This is a genomic window from Amycolatopsis tucumanensis, from assembly GCF_021654135.1.
In the GTDB taxonomy this organism is placed as follows: domain Bacteria; phylum Actinomycetota; class Actinomycetes; order Mycobacteriales; family Pseudonocardiaceae; genus Amycolatopsis_E; species Amycolatopsis_E tucumanensis.
Map to the genome: position 1 here is coordinate 121,736 of NZ_JAKGSD010000003.1, position 18,809 is coordinate 140,544.

Here is an 18,809-nt window from a genome sequence, read left to right on the forward strand (position 1 = left end):
CGGAAGGTGTCGATTCCGGCGATGCTCGATCGATGCACTGACGAAAGCACCGCCGGATGAACCGAAGGAGTCCTCCATGCGCACCCTGATCACCACCGCGTTCGTCTCGCTCGACGGCGTCGTCGAAGCCCCCGGCGGCGAGCCGGGCTACCGGAACTCCGGCTGGACCTTCCAGGGCATCGAGTTCGACGCGGCGGCCTACGAGATCAAGGCCCGCGAGCAGGACGAGGCCGCCGCGATGCTGCTGGGCCGCGTCAGCTACCAGGCGTTCTCCCCGGTGTGGCCGGGGATGACCGAGGAGTTCCCCCGCTACAACGCGATGCCGAAGTACGTCGTGTCGACCACGCTGAAGGAGGAGGAACTCGTCACGAACTGGGGCGAGATCACCATCCTGCGGTCGCTGGACGACGTGGCGGCGCTGAAGGAGACCGAGGGCGGGCCGATCACCGTCCACGGCAGCGCCACGCTCAACCGCAACCTCTCCGACGCCGGCCTGATCGACCGGTACCACCTGCTGGTGTTCCCGGTCCTGCTCGGCGCGGGCAAGCGGCTGTTCAGCGACACCGACAAGGACAAGCAGGGCCTGAAGCTGCTGGAGAGCGAGTCCTACTCGAACGGCATCCAGAAGCTGGTCTACGACGTGGTCCGCTGATCCAGCGGCAGGTCGGACGGCGGGATGCGCCTGCCGCGGTCGAACTCCTCGGCGAAGGCGGCTTCGCCGAGGAGCCGGCGCGCCGCGGCGGTGATGCGGTCCACGTCGAACCGTTCGGCCGCCGGCAGCGGCGCGCCCGCCGACTCCCTGGCCGCGGCGGCCACGCCGAGCAGGCAGGCCGCCCGGTCCGGTTCGCCGGCCAGCACGTGCGCCCCGGCCAGACCTTCCAACGCGATCGCCACCGCGCGGGGGTCGCCGGTCGCGCGCGCCGCGTCCAGCCCTTCGCGGTGCAGTGACCACGCCGCTTCCGCGTCGCCGCGCTGCTCGGCGGCGAACCCCAGTTCCGCGAGGGCGAACGCGATGCCGACCCGGTAGTTGATGCGGCGCTCCCACGCGAGCACGTTCCGCAGGTGCTCCTCGGCGACGTCGAGCAGGCCCCGGCGGCGGGCAGACATCCCGAGCCCGCCCCGCGCCAGGTTGATCCCCGGTTCGTAGGCGTGCTCCGTGGCCAGCCGCAGGGCCCGGCTGGACAGGTCCTCCGCGGCGGCGTGGTCGGAGCCGAGCAGGGCCAGCCGCCCGAGGCGGGACAGCTCGTGGGACGCCACCGGCCACAACCCCAGTTCCTCCGCCTTGCGCAGCGCTTCCCGGTGCAGCCGCGCGGACCGTTCGTGGTCGCCGCCGATCTCGGCCAGCACGCCGAGGAGGCTCGCCGTCTGCACCTGGCCCCACCGGTCACCCAGGTCGGCGAACAACGCCGCGGCCTCAGCGCCGTCGCGCGCGGCCGCGTCCAGGTCGCCCCGCAGCATCGCCTGGTCCGCGCGGGCCCACAGCGTCGCGGCCAGACCCCAGCGGTCGCCGAGCTCCCGGAAGGCCGCGCCGGCGCGGTCGATCAGCGCCGCGGCGGCGTCCGGGGCACCGCTGCGCCCGACGAACCCGAACAACCACCGCGCCCTGGCCAGTGCCGCCGCGTCGCCTGCTTTGGCGAGCACTTCGGCGCTGTCCCGCATCGGGTCGGTGTGCCTGCCGGTGAGGAACCCCATCGCCGCCTGCCACGCCGTCGCCTCCGCCCTGGCGCCGCCCGGCGCGTCCCCCGGCACGGCCAGCGCGCGGGTGATCCACCGGTGCGCCTCCTGGTGCTTGCCGCGCAGGAACCAGTACCAGGCCGCGGCGTTGACCAGGCGCAACGCCGTGGCGGCGTCGTCCTGCCCGACGGCGGTGGCGAGCGCGGCCCGCAGGTTCGCCGACTCGGCGTCCATCCGTTCCAGCCATGTCCGCTGGTCGTGGCCGCGCAACCGGTCGGCGGCCTGTTCGGCGAACCCGGCGTAGTACCCGGCGTGCCGCTGGCGGATCAGCGCCGCCTCGCCCGACTCCTGAAGCCGTTCCCGGCCGTAGGCGGCGACGGTTTCCAGCAGGCGGTAGCGCGTGTCCCCGGTCGTGTCGGCCACGACCAGCGACCGGTCGACCAGGCCGGCGAGCACCTCCAGCACGTCGCCCGCCGGCTCGCCCGCGCACACGTGCTCGGCGGCCGCGAGCGTGCAGCCGTCGGCGTGCACGGCCAGCCGCGACAGGACCGCGCGTTCGGCGGCCGACAGCAGGTCCCAGCTCCAGTCCATCATCGCGCGCAGCGTCCGCTGCCGGGCCGGGGCCGTCCGCCTGCCCGCGGTGAGGACGCGGAAGCGGTCCTCCAGTCGCAGGGCCAGATCGTGCACGCCCAGCGCCCGCACCCGGGTGGCGGCGAGTTCGATGGCCAGCGGGAGCCCGTCCAGCGTGCGGCAGATCGCCGCGACGGCGCGCTGGTTGTCGGCGCGGAGCGCGAACCCAGGGGCGGACGCGGCCGCGCGGGCGACGAACAACCGCACTGCGCTGGATTCCGCCACCCGGGCCGGGTCCGCGTCCGCCGGGCCGGGCAGGTCCAGGGGTGGCACCGGCCAGAGCCGTTCCCCGGTGACGCCCAGCGGTTCGCGGCTGGTCGCCAGGACGACGAGGCCGGGGGAGGCGCGCACCAGCGCCTCGGCCACCCGCGCCACCGGTGCGATCAGGTGCTCGCAGTTGTCCAGCACGAGCAGCAACCGCTTGTGCCGCAACGCTTCCGCGAGCCGTCGCAGTGGCGGCGTGTGCCCGGCGGCGGGCGGGAGGACCAGCGCCGCGTCGTCCCGGATGCCCAGTGCCGAGGTGACGAGGTCCGCGATCGCGGCGTCCGGGTCCCGGTCGCCGGACCGCGCGAACCCGGCGAGTTCGACCAGCCACGTGCCGTCCGGGAACCGGTTCGCCGACTCGCGCGCCGCGGCCAGGGCGAGCTGCGTCTTGCCGACCCCGCCCGGTCCGGTCAGCGTGACCACCCGGTCCGCGGCCAGCAGGGCCGACACCGCGTCGATGGCCTCGGCCCTGCCGATCAGGTCGGTGACCGGTTCGGGGAGGTTGGTGACGGGCCGGCGCACGGGCCGCGCGGCCTCCAGCGCGGGGTCCCGCCGCAGGATGGCCTGGTGCAACCGGGCGAGCTCCGCGCCGGGTTCCAGCCCGAGCTCCTCGACGAGACGGGCCCGCAGCCGGTCGTAGGCCTCCAGCGCCTCCGCCTGCCTGCCGGCCTGGTAGAGCGCGCGCATCCGCAACCCGTGCAGTCGCTCGCGCAGCGGGTGCGCGGCGATGAGGTCGCCCAGCTCGCCCGCGACCAGGTCGTGCTCGCCGAGCGCGAGCCGCGCCTCGATCCGGTCTTCGAGCGCGGTCAGCCGCAGGTCGTGCAGCCGGGTGATCGCCGGGACGGCGAAGTGCGCGCCGGCGAAGTCGGCGAAGGCGTCCCCGCGCCACAACGACAACGCTTCGCCGAGCAGGGCAGCGCGGTCCGCGGGTGACTCCGCCGCCCGTGCCGCTGTGACCAGGTTCGTGAACCGGTTCGCGTCGACCGCGTCCGGCTCCACGTCGAGCAGGTAACCGGCGGGCCGGGACACCACGAGTTCCCTGGCGCCGGGCGCGGCCCGCTCCAGCGCGCTGCGCAGCTGCGAGACCTTGACCTGCAGGGCGGCCGCGGGATCGCGGGGCGGGTCCAGCTCCCACAGGTCCTCGATCAGCCGGTGCGCGGGGACCGGCTCGCCGGCGTGGATGAGCAGGTCGGACAGCAGCGCCCGGACCTTGGCCCCCGGGACGACGACGGCCTCCCCCTCGGCGGTCCGCACCTCCAGCGGACCCAGCACCCCGAACCGCACGCCGCCAGCCTACGGGCGCGGCGACCGTAAGCGGACGAAAAGGTCACGGTAAGCGCGGCCGCGCAGAGTCGGGATCGAGAGCGACCACCCGACGAGGGAGCACCTGATGACTCACGACGCGAACCCGGTCCGCGTGCTCGGCATCTCCGGCAGCCTGCGCGCCGCCTCCCACAGCACCACCCTGCTGCGCGGGCTGCGGACGCCGCCGGGCGCGGAACTGGACCTGTGGACGGGGCTGGCGGACGTGCAGCCGTTCAACGAGGACCACGAGGCGGAGCCGGGGCCGGGGGTGCTGGCCCTGCGCGAGGCGATCGCCGGCGCCGACGCCCTGTTGATCGCCACCCCGGAGTACAACAGCAGCCTGCCCGGGCAGTTGAAGAACGCGCTGGACTGGGCGTCCCGCCCGTATGGCGAGGGCGTGCTGGTGGGCAAGCCGGTGGCCGTGGCGGGCGTGAGCCCGAGCGACTACGGCGCCGAGTGGTCCCAGGCGGAGCTGCGGCAGGTGCTGTCCGCCATCGGGGCGCAGGTGGTGGAGCGCCGGCTGTGCGTGCCCCGCGCGGACAACGCGTTCGACCCGGACGGCGCGCTGCGCGATGCGGACCTGCGCGCCACGCTGGCCGCGCTGCTCGACGACCTCGCCGCCGCCGCGCGCGGGGCGCTGACCGGGGCGGGCCGGTCGTGACGACCTCGCCGGACCGGGCCGCGGCGGTGTCGCCGGCCCGGGCGGGCCGGGTGGGCGCGCCGTGGCTGGCGCTGCTGGCCGGGCCGCTGTCGCTGGGCATCGCGGGACCGGCCCTCGTCCTCGGGGAGGTGGCCGGTGATCTCGGCGTCGGGATTCCCGCGGCGACCTGGCTGGTGACGGCCTTCGGCTGGGGCGTCGCGGTGGGCACGCCGCTGATGGCCGGGCTGCTGGCCCGCCGGGGCGTCCGCGCCGTCCTCGCGGTGTGCGGGCTGCTCGTGGCCGCGGGCGCGCTGATCGTGGTGGCCGGGCCGGCGCTGCCGTTGCTGGTCGTGGGGAGCGCGGCGCAGGCGCTGGGCTGCGCCGGGCTGACGGTGACGGCGATGAACCTCGCCGATTCGGCGCGGCGCATGGGGATCGTCACCGCCTCGCTCGCCGTGGTGGGCTCGGTCAGCCCGCTCGCCGGTCAGGTCGTCGCCGATCTGGCGTCCTGGCGCGCCACGCTCGCGCTGCCGGTGGTCAGCCTGCTCGCGGTGCCTGCCGCCGCGAGGCGCGCGATGCCGCCGGAGCCGCCGGGCTCCCGGTTCGACGTGCCGGGCGCGGCGCTGGTGACCGCGCTGGTCACCGCCCTGGTGGCCGTCCCGCACTGGCCTGCGCCCGCCGCGGTCGCCGCCGTGGTCACCGTGCTGCTGCTGATCGTGCGCCTGCGGGCCCGGCCGGACGGTTTCCTGCCCGCGGCGCTGGCCCGCTCGCCCCGGTTCCTCGGCCTGTGCGGGGTGGGGCTGGCGCTCGCCGTGGTCAACTTCGGCATCCTGTACGCCGCACCCACGCTGCTGGCCCGGCACACCGGCTGGACGCCCGCGCAGATCGGCACCGTGATGGTGGCGCCCTACCTGCTCGGCGGCGCGTTGTCCTGGCTGGTGGTGGCGGCGTCCGGCCGGATGCGCCCCGGCGTGGTGACCGCGCTGCTGATCGGCGCGGCCACCGCGGCGACGGTGGTGGTCCCCTTCGCCGGGGCGACGCCGGTGCTGCTGGCGGGCATGGCGGCCGGGTCGCTGGCGGCGGCCTCCGGGCAGGGGGTGTTCGCGGTCTACGTCGGCGCGGTCGCCGAGGAGCACCGGCCGACGGCGGTCGGTCTGCTCAACCTCTGCTACCTCCTCGGCGCCGCCTTCGGCCCGGCGATCACCGCGCTGATGTCCGCTTAGGACACGCCTGTCGCCGAACCGACAACATCGGTCGTCTTGACAAAGAAACTTGTCGGTGCCACGCTCGGCGGCATGATGGACGTCGCAGTGATAGACGAGCCCTCCGTGGCCGCCGCGGCGCTGGAACCGGTGCGGGCGCGGCTGCTGCACGAGCTCGCCGAACCCGGGTCCGCGTCATCGCTCGCCGCGAAGGTCGGGCTCACCAGGCAAAAGGTGAACTACTACCTGCGCGACCTGGAAAAGCACGGCTTGGTCGGTCTGGTCGAGGAGCGCCGCAAGGGCAACATGACCGAGCGTGTGCTGCGCGCGACTGCCGAGGCGTACGTGATCTCGCCGTCGGCCACCGGGCCGGTGGCGCCGGACCCGGGCCGCGCGCCGGACCGGCTCTCCGCCCGCTGGCTGCTCGCCGTGGCCGCCCGCCTCGTGCAGGACGTCGGGGCGTTGATCGGCGCCGGGGCGAAGGCGGGCAAGCGGGTCGCGACCTTCGCACTCGACGGCGAGGTCCGCTTCGCCAGCGCGGCGGACCGGGCCGCGTTCACCCAGGAGTTGTCCGACGCGGTCGCGGGACTGGTGGCCAAGTACCACGACGAAACCGCCGCCCGGGGGCGCAGGCACCGGCTCGTGCTGGCGATCCATCCCGCGATGACCCGTACCGAGGAGGCGAACGATGGGGCGTGAATTCGAACTGCCCAAGGAGATCGAACTGCCGGCGTCACCCGAGGAGGTGTGGCAGGCGATCGCCACCGGACCGGGCATGGCGGCCTGGTTCATGCCGATGGAGATCGACCCGGACAGCGCCCAGGTCGCCGAGTGGAGCCCGCCGCACCGGCTGTTCGTCCGCACCCCGGAGGCCCCGGACGGCAGCACGCAGGCCTTCCAGTACCTGATCGAGGGCAGGGACGGCGGCACCAGCGTGCTCCGGTTCGTCCACAGTGGCGTCCTCGGCGACGACTGGGACGACGAGTACGAGGGCATGACCAGCAGCGGCTGGGACATGTACCTGTTCACACTCGGCGAGTACCTGCGGCACTTCCGCGGCCGCCCCGCCACCTACGCGGAGGCCGAGGCCCCCGCGGCCGGCGGCTGGGACCGGCTGCTGCGCGCGCTCGGCACGGCGCGGCTCGGCTCCCCGGTCAAGATCGACCTGCCCGGCGGTCCGTCGCTGAAGGGCGAGGTGGACTACGCGACCGCGAAGTTCGTCGGCCTGCGCACGCCCGACGCGCTGGTCCGCTTCCACGAGCGCTCCGCGGTCGGCCTGCCGATCGCGGTCAGCGACCACCACTACGGCGAAACCGGCGATCCGCAGGACCGCGCCGGCTCCTGGCAACGCTGGCTCGCCGCGACCGTCGGCGATGGGGCTCCACTCTGACGCCGCGCCGCACCCGCAGCGGTGACCGGCACCCGGTCTGACGCGCTCAGGCCGAGTGCCTGCCGTAGGGCACCGCGCGGAGCAGCGTCACCCGCACCGTCGCGCCGCTCGGCACCGTGTAGGTGCGGGTCTCGCCCTGGCGGGCGCCGGTCAGGGCGCGGCCCAGCGGCGAGCCGGGGGAGTACACCTCCAGGTCGTCGCCCGCGCCGTCGCGCACGCCGAGCAGGAAGGTCTCCGGCTCGGGGTCGTCGTCGAACCGGACCGTCAGCACCATGCCCGGTTCGGCGACGCCGTCGTCGGGCGGCGTCTGGCCGACCACGGCGCGGCGCAGCAGGTCCTCCAGCTCACGTGTGCGCGCCTTTCGCTGCCGCAGAGCCATTTCCCGGTCTTCCGGATCGTCGTCCTCCGGGCCGCGCAACGCGGACAGTTCTGCGCTCAGGCGCGCGTACGCCTCCTCGGTCAGCCACACGGTGTCCATCGCGTTACCTCCTTCGTTCGGCCGGGCGGCGGTGCGCCGCCGGAGCAGCGTGGCGTTGGCGTCGTCGGCGAAACCGGCCGCGACGCGCAGCAGGATGTCCCGTTCCACACGCAGCAGCGCGTTCTCCGCGCGCAGGAACTCCAGGTCCTCGGTGGTTCCCATGGCTCACCGCAGCGGGTCGAACGGCCGCAGGGACTCCGGCTGCTTGCCGGTGACGACCTGTTCGGCGAGCAGCTTCCCGGTGACCGGCCCCTGCGTGAGACCCCACATGCCGTGCCCGCCCGCGACGTACACGCCCGGCTCGGCGGTGGCGCCGATGAGCGGGAGCCCGTCGCTGCTGACCGGCCGCGGGCCCACCCACGTGTCGCTGCGCTCGGCCCACCGCACGCCCTCGAAGAACGGCGCCGCGGACCGCACGATGGCCTCCACGCGCCGCTCGTCGGGCGGGTCGTCGGGGCCGCGGAACTCCATCGTCCCGGCCACGCGCATCGCGCCGCGGTAGGGCGTGCACGCGACGCGCACCGTGGGCAGGTACACCGGTTGCGCCAGCGGCGTCTCGGTGGGCACCGTGAAGGAGTAGCCGCGCCCGGCCCGCACCGGCACGCGCACGCCGAGTTTCCCGGCAAGGCGGCTGATCCACGCTCCCGTCGCGAGGACGGCGACGTTGGCCGAGAAGCTCACGTTGTCGCGGGACACGACCGTCACCGCGTGCCGGTGCGAGCGGATCGACCGCACGTCGAACCCGGCGCGGATGGTGCCGCCGCGGTGGCGCACCGAGTCCGCGAGCGCCCGGACGAACCGGCCCGGGTCGACGTAGCGCTGGCCGGGCAGGTCGATCCCGGCGCCCGCGTGGCCGGACAGTTGCGGCAGTCGCGCGCGGACCTGCGCCGCGGTCAGGCCGGTGTGGTCGGCGCGGGCCCCGGCCGCGGTGAAGCGCCGCAGCTCGGCCAGCAGTCCCGCGGCCGCGCCTGCGGATTCGAACACCGCGGTGATCGGGGCCTCGACGGTCTCCGCCGCCACGCCGCCGCGAACGAGGGTGTCGAAGGCGTCCAGGCAGTCGTCGTTCAGCGCCAGGTTGGCGGCCACCACCCGGCGCCACGCCGGCCAGGTGCAGTGCGCGGCGAACCGCAGCAGGAACGACCACAGCGCCGGGTCGGCGGACGGCGGCACGTGCAGCGGCGCGTCCCGCCGGACGAGCGAGGCGAGCCCGGTGCGCCGCACCCCCGGTTCGTTGAGCGGGATCGCCAGCCCGGGCGAGAGCCAGCCCGCGTTGCCCCGGGACGCGCCGGCCGCGACGCCCGTGCGGTCCAGCACGGTCACCCGCACCCCGTGTTCCTGCAGGAACCACGCCGTCGACAGCCCGACGATCCCCGCGCCGACCACGACGGCGGAGCGTGGTCCCTGAGCGCTCTCGTCCACCGGCAACCTCCCTGACTTTCGCCTCCCCCCGAGCATCGCCCGCCCGCGGAAGCCATCGGATGTCCGGATCGCACAATTTGCCGGGTTGTACTTGTAGGGTGGGCACATGGTCAAGCTCGACCGTCTGATCACGATCCTCGGCAGCTACGGCGCCCGTCTGTGCGGATCCGCCGACCGCGAAGCCGGGCTGCGCAGCGTCGCGCTGCACGACCCGGTGCGGCAGGAGTCCCCGGTCGGCGACATCTTCCTCGCCGTCGGCGTGCCGACGGTGGCCGAGGCGATCCGGCTCGCGCGGCAGGCCAGGGCGGTCGTGCTGGTCGTGCGGACCACCGAGGACCCGGCGCCGGACCTGCTGCGCGACGCGGACGGGATCGCCGTGCTCGTGGTCGAGCCGAGCGTGTCCTGGAGCCAGGTCGCCGGCGTGGTCTACGGGCTGGTGCTGGAGGGGCGGGAGACCGAGTCCGGCCGCGGCCCGGCCGACCTGTCCGCGCTGGCCGACACGATCGCCGCCGCGGTCGGCGGGCCGGTCACCATCGAGGACCAGCTGTCCAGGGTGATGGCCTACTCCAGCGAGCAGCGCGAAGCCGACCCGGTGCGGCAGGACACGATCCTGGGCCGCCGCGTGCCGGACCGGGTGCGGGCCCTGTTCGAACGGCAGGGCGTGTTCACCCACCTCGCGCGGTCCGACGAGCCGTTGTTCGTGCCTGCCGCGCCCGAGCACGGCCTGCACGGCCGCTCGGTCGTCGCGGTCCGCGCGGGCCGGGAGCTGCTGGGATCGTTGTGGGTGTCGTGCACCGCCCCGCTGGACGCGGCGCGCGCGAGCATCCTCGTCGACGGGGCGCGCACGGTGGCGCTGCACCTGCTGCGGTGGCGGGTCAGCGCGGACCTCGAACGGCAGGTGGAGTCCGAGCTGGTCATCCAGCTCCTCGAAGGCGACCCGGACGCGGACGCGGTCGTCCGGAAACTGGGCCTGCCCGCGTCCGGGCTGCGGGTCGTCGCGGTGCGGGCGCACACCGAGGCCGAACGCAACGCCGGGCTGCTGCTGGCGTTCGAGCGCGCCACCACCGGGTTCGGGTGGTCACGGGTCGGGCGCAGCACGTTGTTCGGCAACACCGTCTACACCGTGCTGCCCGCCGCCGATCCCGCGCCCGCGTTCCACTGGGTGCGGCAGCTGGTCGCCGGCCTGCCCGCGCACCTGCGGATCGTCGCGGGCGTGTCCGGGGAGTGCGAGGTCGCGGAGCTGCCGTCCGGGCGCCGGGAGTCCGACGAGTGCCTGACCCTGCACGACCGGCTCGGCAGCGGGGAAGCCGTCTGCTACGACGAATCCTGGCACCAGGTGCTGCTGCAACGCCTGCGGTCGGCCGCGGCGACCGGTCGCATTCCCGCCCGCGGTCCGGTGGCGCGGCTGGCCGGGCACGAGGCGCCCGAGCTGCTGCCGACGTTGCGCGCCTGGCTGGAGGCGCAGGGCGACCTCGGCCGCGCCGCCGCGGTGCTGGGCGTCCACCAGAACACGGTGCGCAACCGTTTGCGCCGCGTCACGGCGGCGGTGCCGGGGCTGGACCTGGACGATCCGGCGCAGCGCCTGGCGATGCTGATCGCCATGGCCGTGCACGAGTAGTTCAGCAGCAGTGCTCGCCGCGCCAGGCTTCGCGGCCTTCCTTCACCGCGACCGCGGCGATCACCAGCGCCACCACCGGATCGGCCCACCACCAGCCGAGCAGCGAGTTGAGCAGCAGGCCTGCCAGCAGCACGCCGGACAGGTACGTGCACAACAGGGTCTGCTTGGAGTCGGCGACGGCGCTGGCGGAGCCGAGCTCGCGGCCCGCGCGGCGCTGGGCGTAGGACAGGAACGGCATGACGACGAGCGACACCGCGGCCAGCGCGATCCCGACGGTCGAGTGCGCGGCCGGTTCCGCGCCGAGCAGGCTGCGCACCGACTCGACGGTGACGTAGGCGGCCAGCGCGAAGAACGACACCGCGATCACCTTCAGCGCCGTCCGCTCGCGGGCCTCCGGGTCGGCGCCGGAGAACTGCCAGGCCACGGCGGCGGCCGAGGCGACCTCGATCACCGAGTCCAGGCCGAAGCCGATCAGCGCCGTCGACGAGGCGACCGTGCCCGCGGAGATCGCGACCACGGCTTCGACGACGTTGTAGGTGATCGTGGCCGCGACGAGCAGCCGCACCCGGCGGGACAGCACAGCCCGCCGCCCGGTCGGCGCGGGGGCGCAGCAGTGGTCGGCGTGCTCGCTCATCCGGTGGCGCCCGCGGAGTTCAGGCAGGGCTCGCCGGGATCCACCGCCAGCACGACGTGCACCAGCTCGCCAAGCGCCTTCTTCAGGTGCGGATCGGCCAGCTCGTAGCGCACCTGCCGCCCCTCGTAGGTGGCGACGACCAGGCCACAGCCGCGGAGGCAGGCCAGGTGGTTGGACACGTTGGAGCGGGACAGGTTCAGCTGGCCGGCCAGCCGGCCGGGGTAGTGGACGCCGTCCAGCAGGGCCACGAGGATGCGGCACCGCGTGGGGTCGGCGAGCGCCCGGCCCAGCCGGGCCAGCGCCGCGCCGCGGGTCTCACAGGTCAGCATGGGGACAACAGTACAGCGATCGCTGACCTATTGGAAGCGCCGGGTCATCGAGACCACTTAGGACCGTCTACAAAGGTCTCGGCCGGGGCGGCCCCGCGATGCGGCGTTGACCAAAGTCCCGTCAGGTACCGGGTCCAACGGCCGTGGTCGCCGAGCCGGGAGCGGATCAGGCTGGTGGGGTGACGCAGGAACCGGAACCGCACCCCAGCCCGGCCGACCACGACCTGGAGGTCGTCGAGGCGATCCTGGAGGTCGTCGCCCGCCACGGGGCCGGGCCGTACCCCGTCGACGACCTGGCGAGCCTCACCGGTCTGGACGCCGACGAGGTGTGGCGGGTGATGGAGCAGCTCGTCGAGGCGGGCCTGGCCACCCGGCACGGCCCGGCCGCGTGACGGGCGTGACGTTGCCGGCACGCGGGCGGTGTGTGCGAGGCTGCGGGTAGCCAACGCACCAGCACCGAAGGAACCGAGCGTGACCGACCAAGCCACCACCACTTTCGCCGACGTCAGCCGCGTCGAGGAGGTCGCCCCGGGGCGCTTCACCGCCGCCGCCCACCCCGAGTGGACCATCGGCGGCAAGCCCAACGGCGGCTACCTCCTGGCGATGCTCGGTCGCGCGGCGACCTACTCGGGGGCGCACCGCGACGTGCTCGCGGCCAGTGCGCACTACCTGCGTGCGCCGGAGCCGGGTCCGGTGGAGCTGGGTGTGGAGGTGCTGCGGACCGGCCGTTCGGCGAGCCAGGTGCGGGCCCGCCTGACCCAGGGTGGCACGCCGTGTGTGGAGGCGATGTTCACGCTCGGTGCGCTGGACGCGGAGTCGAAGCCGTACTGGAGCGAGGGCATGCCGGAGCCGGAGGGGCGCGAGTACGCCGACTGCGTGCCGGTCACCGGCCCGGCCGGGGGTGGTCCGGGTCCGGTCATCATGGACCAGGTCGACCTGCGCATCCAGCCCGAGGACCTCGGCTTCGGCCGGGGCGCCCCTAGCGGGGCCGGGGTGCTGCGTGGCTGGCTGGGCCTGCCCGGCGGCGCGGACTTCGATCCGCTGTCCCTGCTCTACGCCGTGGACGCCTTCCCGCCCGCGACGCTGGACATCGCGCTCACCGGTTGGGTGCCGACGCTGGAGCTGACTGCCTACGTGCGTGCGCTGCCCGCCCCCGGGCCGGTGCGGGTGCTGCACAAGGCGCAGCTGATCGAGGGCAACCGCGTCGACGAGGTGTGCCTGGTGTGGGACAGCCGCGGCCGCCTGGTCGCCCAGGCCACCCAGCTGGCCGGCATCCGCCTCGACCCGCCCGCCTGAGGCGCCCTCTTCAGCCGATGCGCACTGCTCAGCCGGCGAACGAGCGGCTGAACCGTTGTCCGGACTCGACCAGTTCACGCGCCCGTCCCAGCGAGCGTTCCTGGTAGCTGCGCAGGGCGGCCGGGATCGCGTCGGCGCGGGCTTCGGCCACGGCCTTGGCGACCTCGTCGGCGAGCACTTCGGCGTCGGTGAGCGCGACCCCGAACCCGCGGCCGGTCATCGGGGTGGACACGTGCGCGGCGTCGCCGACCAGCGCGATCCGGCCGCGCACGAGCCGGTCCGGGACGTACTCGGCGACCGGGGTGCCGGTGACCCCGCCGCGGCGCAGGCAGGCGCGCACCGCTTCCCGCCACGCCGCCGGCCACTGCGCGGCCTCGGCGTCGAGTTCGGCGATCAGGCTCGCCGGCAGGTCCGCCGGCCGTAGCGAGTGCTGGACCACGTCGCCGTCGACGCACCCGGTGGCACGCAGCAGGTCGTTGCGGCGCGGGTCGAACCAGGCCCAGCCCAGGCGACGGCGGCCGGGCGGCGCGGACTCGGCCAGCGGGTAGCCGAGGAGGCAGTCGGTGCCTGCGTCGAAGATGTCCATGCCGGGCGGCCAGGCTTCCAGGTCGAGTTCCGTTTCCTCGGCGATGCCGAGCCAGATGACGTACCCGGCGAAGGTCGCGTCGGGGCGCTCGGGGGCGACGGCGCGGCGGACCACGCTGCGGTGCCCATCGGCGCCCACCACGAGATCGCCGCGGTGGATCGCGCCGTCCGCGGTGCGCGCCCACGCCGAGGTCGCGTCCTGGCCGGCCTCGACGACGCGGGCGCCGTGGACGAGGTCGATGTGCGGGTCCGCCTCGGCGGCGCGGCGCAGCAGGTCGTGCGCCTGTGCCCAGCTCTGCAGGTGGAGGCGCGAGCCGTCCAGGGCGGCGGCGGTGGCCTCGGGGCCGGCGAGGCCGTCCGGGCCGAGGAGCCGGTGCAGGTTGCTCTCGGCGCCGCCCAGGGCCGCGCCGCTGCGGGGCTGCGGGCCGGAGCGTTCGAGGACCGTCACCGTGATGCCGAACTTGGCCAGGCCCAGGGCGGCCATCAGGCCGGCGAGCGACCCCCCGACGACGACGGCCGCTGCGTGATCAGTGGTGCGCATGCCCCCAGTCAACGTCGGCGGCCCGCGCCGTGGCAGGACCGTTCTTGCCTGGGACCGGGACTACCAGGCGGTCACGGGCGACGCCCGCGACGGGCGGTGAGGCGCTCGCCCAGTGCCGCTGCGATCTCGCCCGCCGCGGCGAGTTGGTCGGGGCTCAGCGCGTCGACGAAGAGTTCGCGCACCGCGGTCAGGTGGGGGACCGTGGCGGCGCGGAAGGCGGCCGCGCCCTCGGCGGTGAGGACGACCTCGGCTCCCCGGCTGTCGGTGGCGCAGTGCTCCCGCCGGATCAGGCCGCGCCGTTCCATGCGGCCGAGGTGGTGCGACAGCCGGCTGCGTTCCCAGCCGACGCCGTCGGCCAGCTGTGAGGACCGCAGCCGCTGCCCGTCCGCCTCGCTCAGCGCGAGCAGGACCGTGTAGTCGCCGGAGGACAGGCCCGCCTCACTCTGCAGCCGCGAGCCGAGTTCGCCGCGCAGCGCCTCCGCGGTCTCGATGAACCCGCGCCACACCCGCAACTCGCCGGTGGTGGGCAGGACCCGGTGCCGTCGTGCTGGACTCATTCCGACCTCCTGATTGACATGTCAATCATACCGGCGTATGACGGGTGATGACAGATTGACGTGTCAATTACTTGGCGCTCACGGAGGAGCCTTCTGATGTCTGATCTGGTGTTCGGGCTCGACACGTTCGGCGACGTGCCCGAGGACGACGACGGCCGTCCGCTGTCGCATGCCCAGGCGATCCGGCAGGTCGTGGACGAGGCCGTGCTGGCCGACGAGATCGGCGTGGACGTGATCGCGCTCGGCGAGCACCACCGCCCGGAGTACTCGATTTCTTCGCCGGAGACGGTGCTGGCCGGCATCGCCACCCGCACGTCGCGGATCCACCTGTCCTCCGGTGTGACCGTGCTCAGTTCCGACGACCCGGTGCGCGTGTTCCAGCGCTTCGCCACGGTCGACGCGCTGTCGAACGGGCGCGCCGAGGTGATCCTCGGCCGGGGTTCGTTCACCGAGTCGTTCCCGCTGTTCGGTTACGACCTGGCCGACTACGACAAGCTGTTCGAGGAGAAGATCGAGCTGTTCGCGCGGCTGCTGGACGAGAAGCCGGTGACCTGGAGCGGCACGCTGCGCCCGGCGCTGGAGGACGCCGACGTCTACCCGAAGACGGAGTCGGGGCGCCTGACGACGTGGGTCGGGGTGGGCGGCTCGCCGCAGTCGGTGGTCCGCACCGCGCACTACGACCTGCCGCTGATGCTCGCGATCATCGGCGGCCCGCCGAAGCGGTTCGCGCCGTACCTGGACCTGTACCGCAGGGCGGCGGGGGAGTTCGGCACGACCGCGCACCCGGTCGGCATGCACTCGCCGGGGTTCGTCGCCGACACCGACGAGCAGGCCCGCGAGGTGTTCTGGCCGCGGTACCGGGTGATCCGCGACCGGATCGGGCGTCAGCGCGGCTGGCCGCCGATCCGCCGCGAGGAGTACGACGCCGAGATCGAGCACGGCTCGCTCTACATCGGATCGCCGGAGACGGTCGCCCGCAAGATCGCCCGCGCGGTGACGGACCTGGGCGTGGGCCGGTTCGACATGATCTACAGCAGCGGTTCGCAGCCGGCGAGCGCGCGCCTGCGGGCGGTGGAGCTGTACGGCACCAAGGTGATTCCGATGGTGCGCGACATCCTGTCGGAGGCGGAATGACCACCATCGGCATCCTCGGCGCAGGCAAGGTGGGCACGGTGCTGGCGCGGCTCGCGCTCGCGGCCGGGTACCGCGTGCTCATCGCCGGCTCGGGCGCTCCGGAGAAGATCGCGCTGACCGTCGACGTCCTCACGCCGGGCGCGATCGCGACCACTGCGGCGGAGGCGGCTGCCGAGGCCGATTTCGTGATCTTGGCGCTGCCGCTGGGAAAGTACCGTGAGATTCCCGCCGCGGCGCTGGCGGGCAAGGTGGTCGTGGATGCCATGAACTACTGGTGGGAGGTCGACGGCATCCGCGACGACCTCGACGACCCGCGCACCTCGTCGAGCGAGACAGTGCAGTCCTTTGTGGCCGGTGCTCGCGTCGTGAAGGCCTTCAACCACATGGGTTACCACGACCTGGAGGACGGCGCCCGCCCCACCGGAACCGCGGACCGCAAGGCGATCGCCATCGCCGGCGACGACCCGGCAGACGTCGCGGCGGTGGCGGAACTGGTCGACGCGCTCGGCTTCGACCCGGTCACCGCCGGCCCGCTCGCCGAGGGCGTGCGCCTCGAACCGGGCTCGGAAGCCTTCGGAGCCAACGTCACCGCCACCGAACTCCGCGCGATCCTCGGCCATTTCCCGGACTCCGAACGGGGACGGCAGGTCGCGAAGGCGCGTGGGCTCGACGGGTGACCCCGGTTGGGCCCTACGTGCGAAACTGGCGCGGTGCCAGACTTCGCGGAGCTACGGGAAACGCACCGGCGCAAAGTCCGGGCGGCCGGTCTGGGCGAGTTCGCCGATGAGCTCGTAGCGGCTTCCCTGCCGAGTGTCCGGCTGCTGCCCGCCCGAGGTCCGCACCGCACCCGGCTCGGCGGCGATCCCGAACTGCCTCCCGCGACGCCGTGGCCGCGTGCCGGCCACACGCCACTCAGCTTCGTCGCCCAGCTGGACCTGTCCGAGATGGCCCCGTACGACGCGGAAGGCATCCTGCCGGCCGACGGCTTGCTGTCCTTCTTCTACGACGCGATCCATCAGCCCTGGGGTTTCGACCCGGCGCACCGGGACTCGGCGACGGTCCTGTTCACACCCGGCGACGCCGAGGTGGCGACCCGGCAGGCGCCGTCGGACCTGCCCGCGAACGGGCGCTTTTCGCCGGTTCCACTGCGGCCACATGACCAGGCGCACGTTCATCGACGAGAAGCCGGTCATCCGCCGCTCGTTCTACTGGGTCAGGCACGAGGACCTGCTCGCGCGGGCGTGGGACCGGAGCTGGCTCGTGCTGCAGTGCGCGTAGGCCGGGCTCAGCCGCGGGTCAGCTCGATGACCGTGACCTCCGGGCGCGCCCCGATGCGCATCGGCGGGCCCCAATAGCCCGCGCCGGCCGTTACGTAGAGCTGCGTGTCGCCGTGGCGGGAGAGGCCTTCGACCGCCGGCTGGTCCAGCCGGATGGCGTAGTCGAAGGGCCAGAGCTGCCCGCCGTGGGTGTGGCCGGACAGTTGCAGGTCCACGCCGGCCGCGCGGGCCTGTTCGACCTGCACCGGCTGGTGGGCCAGCAGCACGAGCGGGACGTTGTCGTCCCGGCCGTCGAGCGCGGCGTCGAGGTTCGCGCCGTGGCCGGGCAGTCCGGAGCGCGCGGCGGTGCGGTCGTCGATGCCGGCCAGGTCGAAGGTCACGCCCCCGCGGCCGAGCGGGACACGTTCGTTGCGCAGCACGTCCACCCCGAGGGTCGGCAGGTGCCGCAGCCAGGCCTCGGTGTCGACGAAGTACTCGTGGTTGCCCGTGACGAAGTAGACGCCCTGCCCGCTGACCAGGTCGGCCAGCGGGGCGACGTCCTCGCGCAGCTCGTGCAGCTCGCCGTCGACCAGGTCGCCCACGATGGCCACGGCGTCCGGCCGCTGGGCGTTGACCGTCTCGACCAGGCGCTCGAACCGGCCGCCGCCGTAGGTGGTGGACAGGTGCCCGTCGGAGAAGGTGACGATGCGGTAGCCCTCCAGCGCGGGGTCGAGGCCGGCGATCGCGATGGGCACCCGGCGCACCACGGGCGCGGAGTTGGCCAGCACGGCCCCGGTGCCCGCGGTGCCGACCGCGACAGCCCCGGCGGTGAGCGCCAGCGAGCGGGCCAGGAACAGCCGCCGCGACGGGTCCGGCGGCGCCTCCACGGCACCGGGGCCGGACGCGGCGGGCATCGCGCGCCGCCGCCGGTTCAGCAGCCAGCGCACCGGTTCGAGCACCAGCAACGCCAGGAACGCGTAGAGCGCCAGGCCGAGCCAGCTGTAGGCGACCCAGTCCAGCGGAACCTGCGCGGACCAGGGCAGCACGCGGCGCCCGATCACGGCGGCCGCGGGCAGCACGGCGAGGACGACGGTGGGCACGGTCAGCCGCCGCCGCGCCCGCCCGGCGACGGTGGTGGCGCGGACCAGCCGGAACCACAGGTAGCCGTGCAGCACGAGCATCGCGGCGAGGACGACGAGGCCGAAGAGGATGGCGGTCAGGACGTGCTCCAGGCGGCTGGGACGGACACGAACGGGTCAACCGTATCGGCGTGGTCCGCGCCGGTGCGCCAGGGGAGCAGCCCTCCGGGACCGCGTGCCCGGCCGCGGCGGGCCATCAAGGGTGCGGCTTTACGCCGACTCAAGCGCCGCGGCCTCGGGTGGTGACGACGCCGAGCACGATCATTGCGACGCCGAGGACCAGGTGCAGCCAGTTGTCCGCGTTGTTGACCGGGACGAAGTTGGCCGCGCTCGCCTCTTCCACGACCAGCCCGTACAGCCACAGGACCAGGTAGATCGCGCCGCCGCCGACCAGGTAGGCGCGGGCGGCACCGGCGCTGCGCGACATCGCCAGGCCGGCGACCCCGAACAGCAGGTGCACGGCGTTGTGCAGGACCGACACCGAGAACACGCCGAGCAGCATCGCCCTGGAGTGGTGCCCGGCGAAGGTCAGGTCGTCGTAGCCGGTGGTGATGCCTGGGACGAAGCCGAGCACTCCGACCAGGAGGAACACCGCCCCCACGGCTCCCGCCGCGACGCGCACGGGGCTGGTCTTGGACGCAGTGGTGGATCGGGACATGGTGCTCACCTCGTCTGGCTGGATCGGATCGGTCGCCAGCCATTCGTCGCGCCCCGTGGT

At 74.2% G+C, this 18,809-nt stretch carries 20 protein-coding genes and 1 pseudogene; 12 read left to right on the top strand and 9 right to left on the bottom strand.

The window, feature by feature from the left end:
* Positions 1–76: 76 nt before the first annotated feature.
* Positions 77–652 (top strand): dihydrofolate reductase family protein, encoded by a 576-nt coding sequence (locus tag L2C96_RS05715; protein WP_020420913.1) that lies wholly within the window; start codon positions 77–79, stop codon positions 650–652.
* Here the strand turns inward: L2C96_RS05715 and L2C96_RS05720 are convergent.
* Positions 634–3,852, bottom strand: a complete 3,219-nt coding sequence (locus tag L2C96_RS05720) for an AfsR/SARP family transcriptional regulator (RefSeq protein WP_237335428.1) — start codon at positions 3,850–3,852, stop codon at positions 634–636. The two genes, L2C96_RS05715 and L2C96_RS05720, sit on opposite strands and share 19 nt — an antisense overlap.
* Before the next feature lie 106 nt (positions 3,853–3,958).
* Between L2C96_RS05720 and L2C96_RS05725 the strand changes: the two genes are divergently transcribed.
* The 4 genes from L2C96_RS05725 (at position 3,959) to L2C96_RS05740 (ending at position 7,105) form a co-directional block, all read left to right on the top strand.
* Positions 3,959–4,534: an NADPH-dependent FMN reductase gene (locus L2C96_RS05725; protein ID WP_237335429.1), complete on the top strand. Its 576-nt coding sequence runs from the start codon at positions 3,959–3,961 to the stop codon at positions 4,532–4,534.
* Positions 4,531–5,736, top strand: coding sequence for an MFS transporter (locus L2C96_RS05730; RefSeq protein ID WP_237335430.1), 1,206 nt, complete (start codon positions 4,531–4,533; stop codon positions 5,734–5,736). The genes L2C96_RS05725 and L2C96_RS05730 overlap by 4 nt, the downstream gene beginning before the upstream one ends.
* Before the next feature lie 72 nt (positions 5,737–5,808).
* Positions 5,809–6,414 carry an ArsR/SmtB family transcription factor gene (locus tag L2C96_RS05735; RefSeq protein WP_027936051.1) on the top strand — a complete coding sequence of 202 codons (606 nt, stop codon included), beginning with the start codon at positions 5,809–5,811 and terminating at the stop codon, positions 6,412–6,414.
* Positions 6,404–7,105, top strand: a complete 702-nt coding sequence (locus L2C96_RS05740; protein WP_237335431.1) for an SRPBCC family protein — start codon at positions 6,404–6,406, stop codon at positions 7,103–7,105. Before L2C96_RS05735 ends, L2C96_RS05740 begins: the two co-directional genes overlap by 11 nt.
* A gap of 46 nt (positions 7,106–7,151) precedes the next feature.
* Here the strand turns inward: L2C96_RS05740 and L2C96_RS05745 are convergent, their stop codons facing one another.
* Entirely contained in the window at positions 7,152–7,745 is a 594-nt protein-coding gene (locus tag L2C96_RS05745) for a GreA/GreB family elongation factor (protein WP_308191134.1), read from the bottom strand.
* A gap of 3 nt (positions 7,746–7,748) precedes the next feature.
* Positions 7,749–9,002: an NAD(P)/FAD-dependent oxidoreductase gene (locus tag L2C96_RS05750; RefSeq protein WP_237335432.1), complete on the bottom strand. Its 1,254-nt coding sequence runs from the start codon at positions 9,000–9,002 to the stop codon at positions 7,749–7,751.
* Positions 9,003–9,108: 106 nt separating this feature from the next.
* On the opposite strand from L2C96_RS05750, the gene L2C96_RS05755 reads away from it, so the two are divergent.
* A complete protein-coding gene (locus tag L2C96_RS05755; protein WP_237335433.1) occupies positions 9,109–10,620 on the top strand; it encodes a PucR family transcriptional regulator in 1,512 nt (503 codons plus the stop codon).
* Position 10,621: 1 nt separating this feature from the next.
* On the opposite strand, the gene L2C96_RS05760 is transcribed toward L2C96_RS05755, so the two are convergent.
* Positions 10,622–11,254 carry a cation efflux transmembrane domain-containing protein gene (locus L2C96_RS05760; RefSeq protein WP_237335434.1) on the bottom strand — a complete coding sequence of 211 codons (633 nt, stop codon included), beginning with the start codon at positions 11,252–11,254 and terminating at the stop codon, positions 10,622–10,624.
* Positions 11,251–11,583 (bottom strand): Cd(II)/Pb(II)-sensing metalloregulatory transcriptional regulator CmtR, encoded by a 333-nt coding sequence (gene cmtR, locus L2C96_RS05765; protein WP_020419243.1) that lies wholly within the window; start codon positions 11,581–11,583, stop codon positions 11,251–11,253. Before cmtR ends, L2C96_RS05760 begins: the two co-directional genes overlap by 4 nt.
* Before the next feature lie 179 nt (positions 11,584–11,762).
* Between cmtR and L2C96_RS05770 the strand changes: the two genes are divergently transcribed.
* Together L2C96_RS05770 and L2C96_RS05775 are read left to right on the top strand one after the other, a co-directional pair.
* Positions 11,763–11,975, top strand: a complete 213-nt coding sequence (locus L2C96_RS05770; protein WP_020419244.1) for a hypothetical protein — start codon at positions 11,763–11,765, stop codon at positions 11,973–11,975.
* A 79-nt stretch (positions 11,976–12,054) separates the two neighbouring features.
* On the top strand, positions 12,055–12,879 hold the full coding sequence (locus L2C96_RS05775) for a thioesterase family protein (protein ID WP_237335435.1): 825 nt from the start codon (positions 12,055–12,057) through the stop codon (positions 12,877–12,879).
* A 28-nt stretch (positions 12,880–12,907) separates the two neighbouring features.
* Here L2C96_RS05775 and L2C96_RS05780 read toward each other — a convergent pair whose 3' ends face one another.
* Together L2C96_RS05780 and L2C96_RS05785 are read right to left on the bottom strand one after the other, a co-directional pair.
* Positions 12,908–14,005, bottom strand: a complete 1,098-nt coding sequence (locus L2C96_RS05780; protein WP_237335436.1) for an FAD-dependent monooxygenase — start codon at positions 14,003–14,005, stop codon at positions 12,908–12,910.
* A gap of 71 nt (positions 14,006–14,076) precedes the next feature.
* Complete coding sequence (locus L2C96_RS05785) at positions 14,077–14,562, bottom strand: MarR family winged helix-turn-helix transcriptional regulator (protein ID WP_237335437.1); 486 nt, start codon at positions 14,560–14,562, stop codon at positions 14,077–14,079.
* Between the two features lie 96 nt (positions 14,563–14,658).
* Between L2C96_RS05785 and L2C96_RS05790 the strand changes: the two genes are divergently transcribed.
* The 4 genes and pseudogenes from L2C96_RS05790 to L2C96_RS44350 all read left to right on the top strand — a co-directional run bounded on the left by L2C96_RS05790 (position 14,659) and on the right by L2C96_RS44350 (position 16,974).
* On the top strand, positions 14,659–15,696 hold the full coding sequence (locus L2C96_RS05790; RefSeq protein WP_237335438.1) for an LLM class flavin-dependent oxidoreductase: 1,038 nt from the start codon (positions 14,659–14,661) through the stop codon (positions 15,694–15,696).
* Positions 15,693–16,373 (top strand): NADPH-dependent F420 reductase, encoded by a 681-nt coding sequence (locus tag L2C96_RS05795; RefSeq protein ID WP_237335439.1) that lies wholly within the window; start codon positions 15,693–15,695, stop codon positions 16,371–16,373. The genes L2C96_RS05790 and L2C96_RS05795 overlap by 4 nt, the downstream gene beginning before the upstream one ends.
* 33 nt (positions 16,374–16,406) lie before the next feature.
* A pseudogene (locus L2C96_RS45300) lies at positions 16,407–16,724 on the top strand (DUF1963 domain-containing protein); the annotation flags it as partial.
* 127 nt (positions 16,725–16,851) lie between these two features.
* On the top strand, positions 16,852–16,974 hold the full coding sequence (locus tag L2C96_RS44350; protein WP_272882067.1) for a hypothetical protein: 123 nt from the start codon (positions 16,852–16,854) through the stop codon (positions 16,972–16,974).
* A gap of 7 nt (positions 16,975–16,981) precedes the next feature.
* On the opposite strand, the gene L2C96_RS05805 is transcribed toward L2C96_RS44350, so the two are convergent.
* On the bottom strand, positions 16,982–18,133 hold the full coding sequence (locus L2C96_RS05805; protein ID WP_237335441.1) for a metallophosphoesterase: 1,152 nt from the start codon (positions 18,131–18,133) through the stop codon (positions 16,982–16,984).
* A 178-nt stretch (positions 18,134–18,311) separates the two neighbouring features.
* Positions 18,312–18,749: a DUF4383 domain-containing protein gene (locus L2C96_RS05810; RefSeq protein WP_027936054.1), complete on the bottom strand. Its 438-nt coding sequence runs from the start codon at positions 18,747–18,749 to the stop codon at positions 18,312–18,314.
* Positions 18,750–18,809 lie beyond the last annotated feature (60 nt).

Excerpts from the sequence above, each read along its gene's own strand:
- L2C96_RS05715 (WP_020420913.1), top strand. The coding sequence starts at position 77 with ATGCGCACCCTGATCACCACCGCGTTCGTCTCGCTCGACGGCGTCGTC.
- L2C96_RS05755 (WP_237335433.1), top strand. The coding sequence starts at position 9,109 with ATGGTCAAGCTCGACCGTCTGATCACGATCCTCGGCAGCTACGGCGCC.
- L2C96_RS05745 (WP_308191134.1), bottom strand. The coding sequence starts at position 7,745 with ATGGGAACCACCGAGGACCTGGAGTTCCTGCGCGCGGAGAACGCGCTG.
- L2C96_RS05760 (WP_237335434.1), bottom strand. The coding sequence starts at position 11,254 with ATGAGCGAGCACGCCGACCACTGCTGCGCCCCCGCGCCGACCGGGCGG.
- L2C96_RS05805 (WP_237335441.1), bottom strand. The coding sequence starts at position 18,133 with ATGCTCGTGCTGCACGGCTACCTGTGGTTCCGGCTGGTCCGCGCCACC.
- L2C96_RS05740 (WP_237335431.1), top strand. The coding sequence starts at position 6,404 with ATGGGGCGTGAATTCGAACTGCCCAAGGAGATCGAACTGCCGGCGTCA.
- L2C96_RS05790 (WP_237335438.1), top strand. The coding sequence starts at position 14,659 with ATGTCTGATCTGGTGTTCGGGCTCGACACGTTCGGCGACGTGCCCGAG.
- L2C96_RS44350 (WP_272882067.1), top strand. The coding sequence starts at position 16,852 with ATGACCAGGCGCACGTTCATCGACGAGAAGCCGGTCATCCGCCGCTCG.
- cmtR (WP_020419243.1), bottom strand. The coding sequence starts at position 11,583 with ATGCTGACCTGTGAGACCCGCGGCGCGGCGCTGGCCCGGCTGGGCCGG.
- L2C96_RS05795 (WP_237335439.1), top strand. The coding sequence starts at position 15,693 with ATGACCACCATCGGCATCCTCGGCGCAGGCAAGGTGGGCACGGTGCTG.
- L2C96_RS05780 (WP_237335436.1), bottom strand. The coding sequence starts at position 14,005 with ATGCGCACCACTGATCACGCAGCGGCCGTCGTCGTCGGGGGGTCGCTC.
- L2C96_RS05810 (WP_027936054.1), bottom strand. The coding sequence starts at position 18,749 with ATGTCCCGATCCACCACTGCGTCCAAGACCAGCCCCGTGCGCGTCGCG.
- L2C96_RS05785 (WP_237335437.1), bottom strand. The coding sequence starts at position 14,562 with ATGAGTCCAGCACGACGGCACCGGGTCCTGCCCACCACCGGCGAGTTG.
- L2C96_RS05735 (WP_027936051.1), top strand. The coding sequence starts at position 5,809 with ATGATGGACGTCGCAGTGATAGACGAGCCCTCCGTGGCCGCCGCGGCG.
- L2C96_RS05725 (WP_237335429.1), top strand. The coding sequence starts at position 3,959 with ATGACTCACGACGCGAACCCGGTCCGCGTGCTCGGCATCTCCGGCAGC.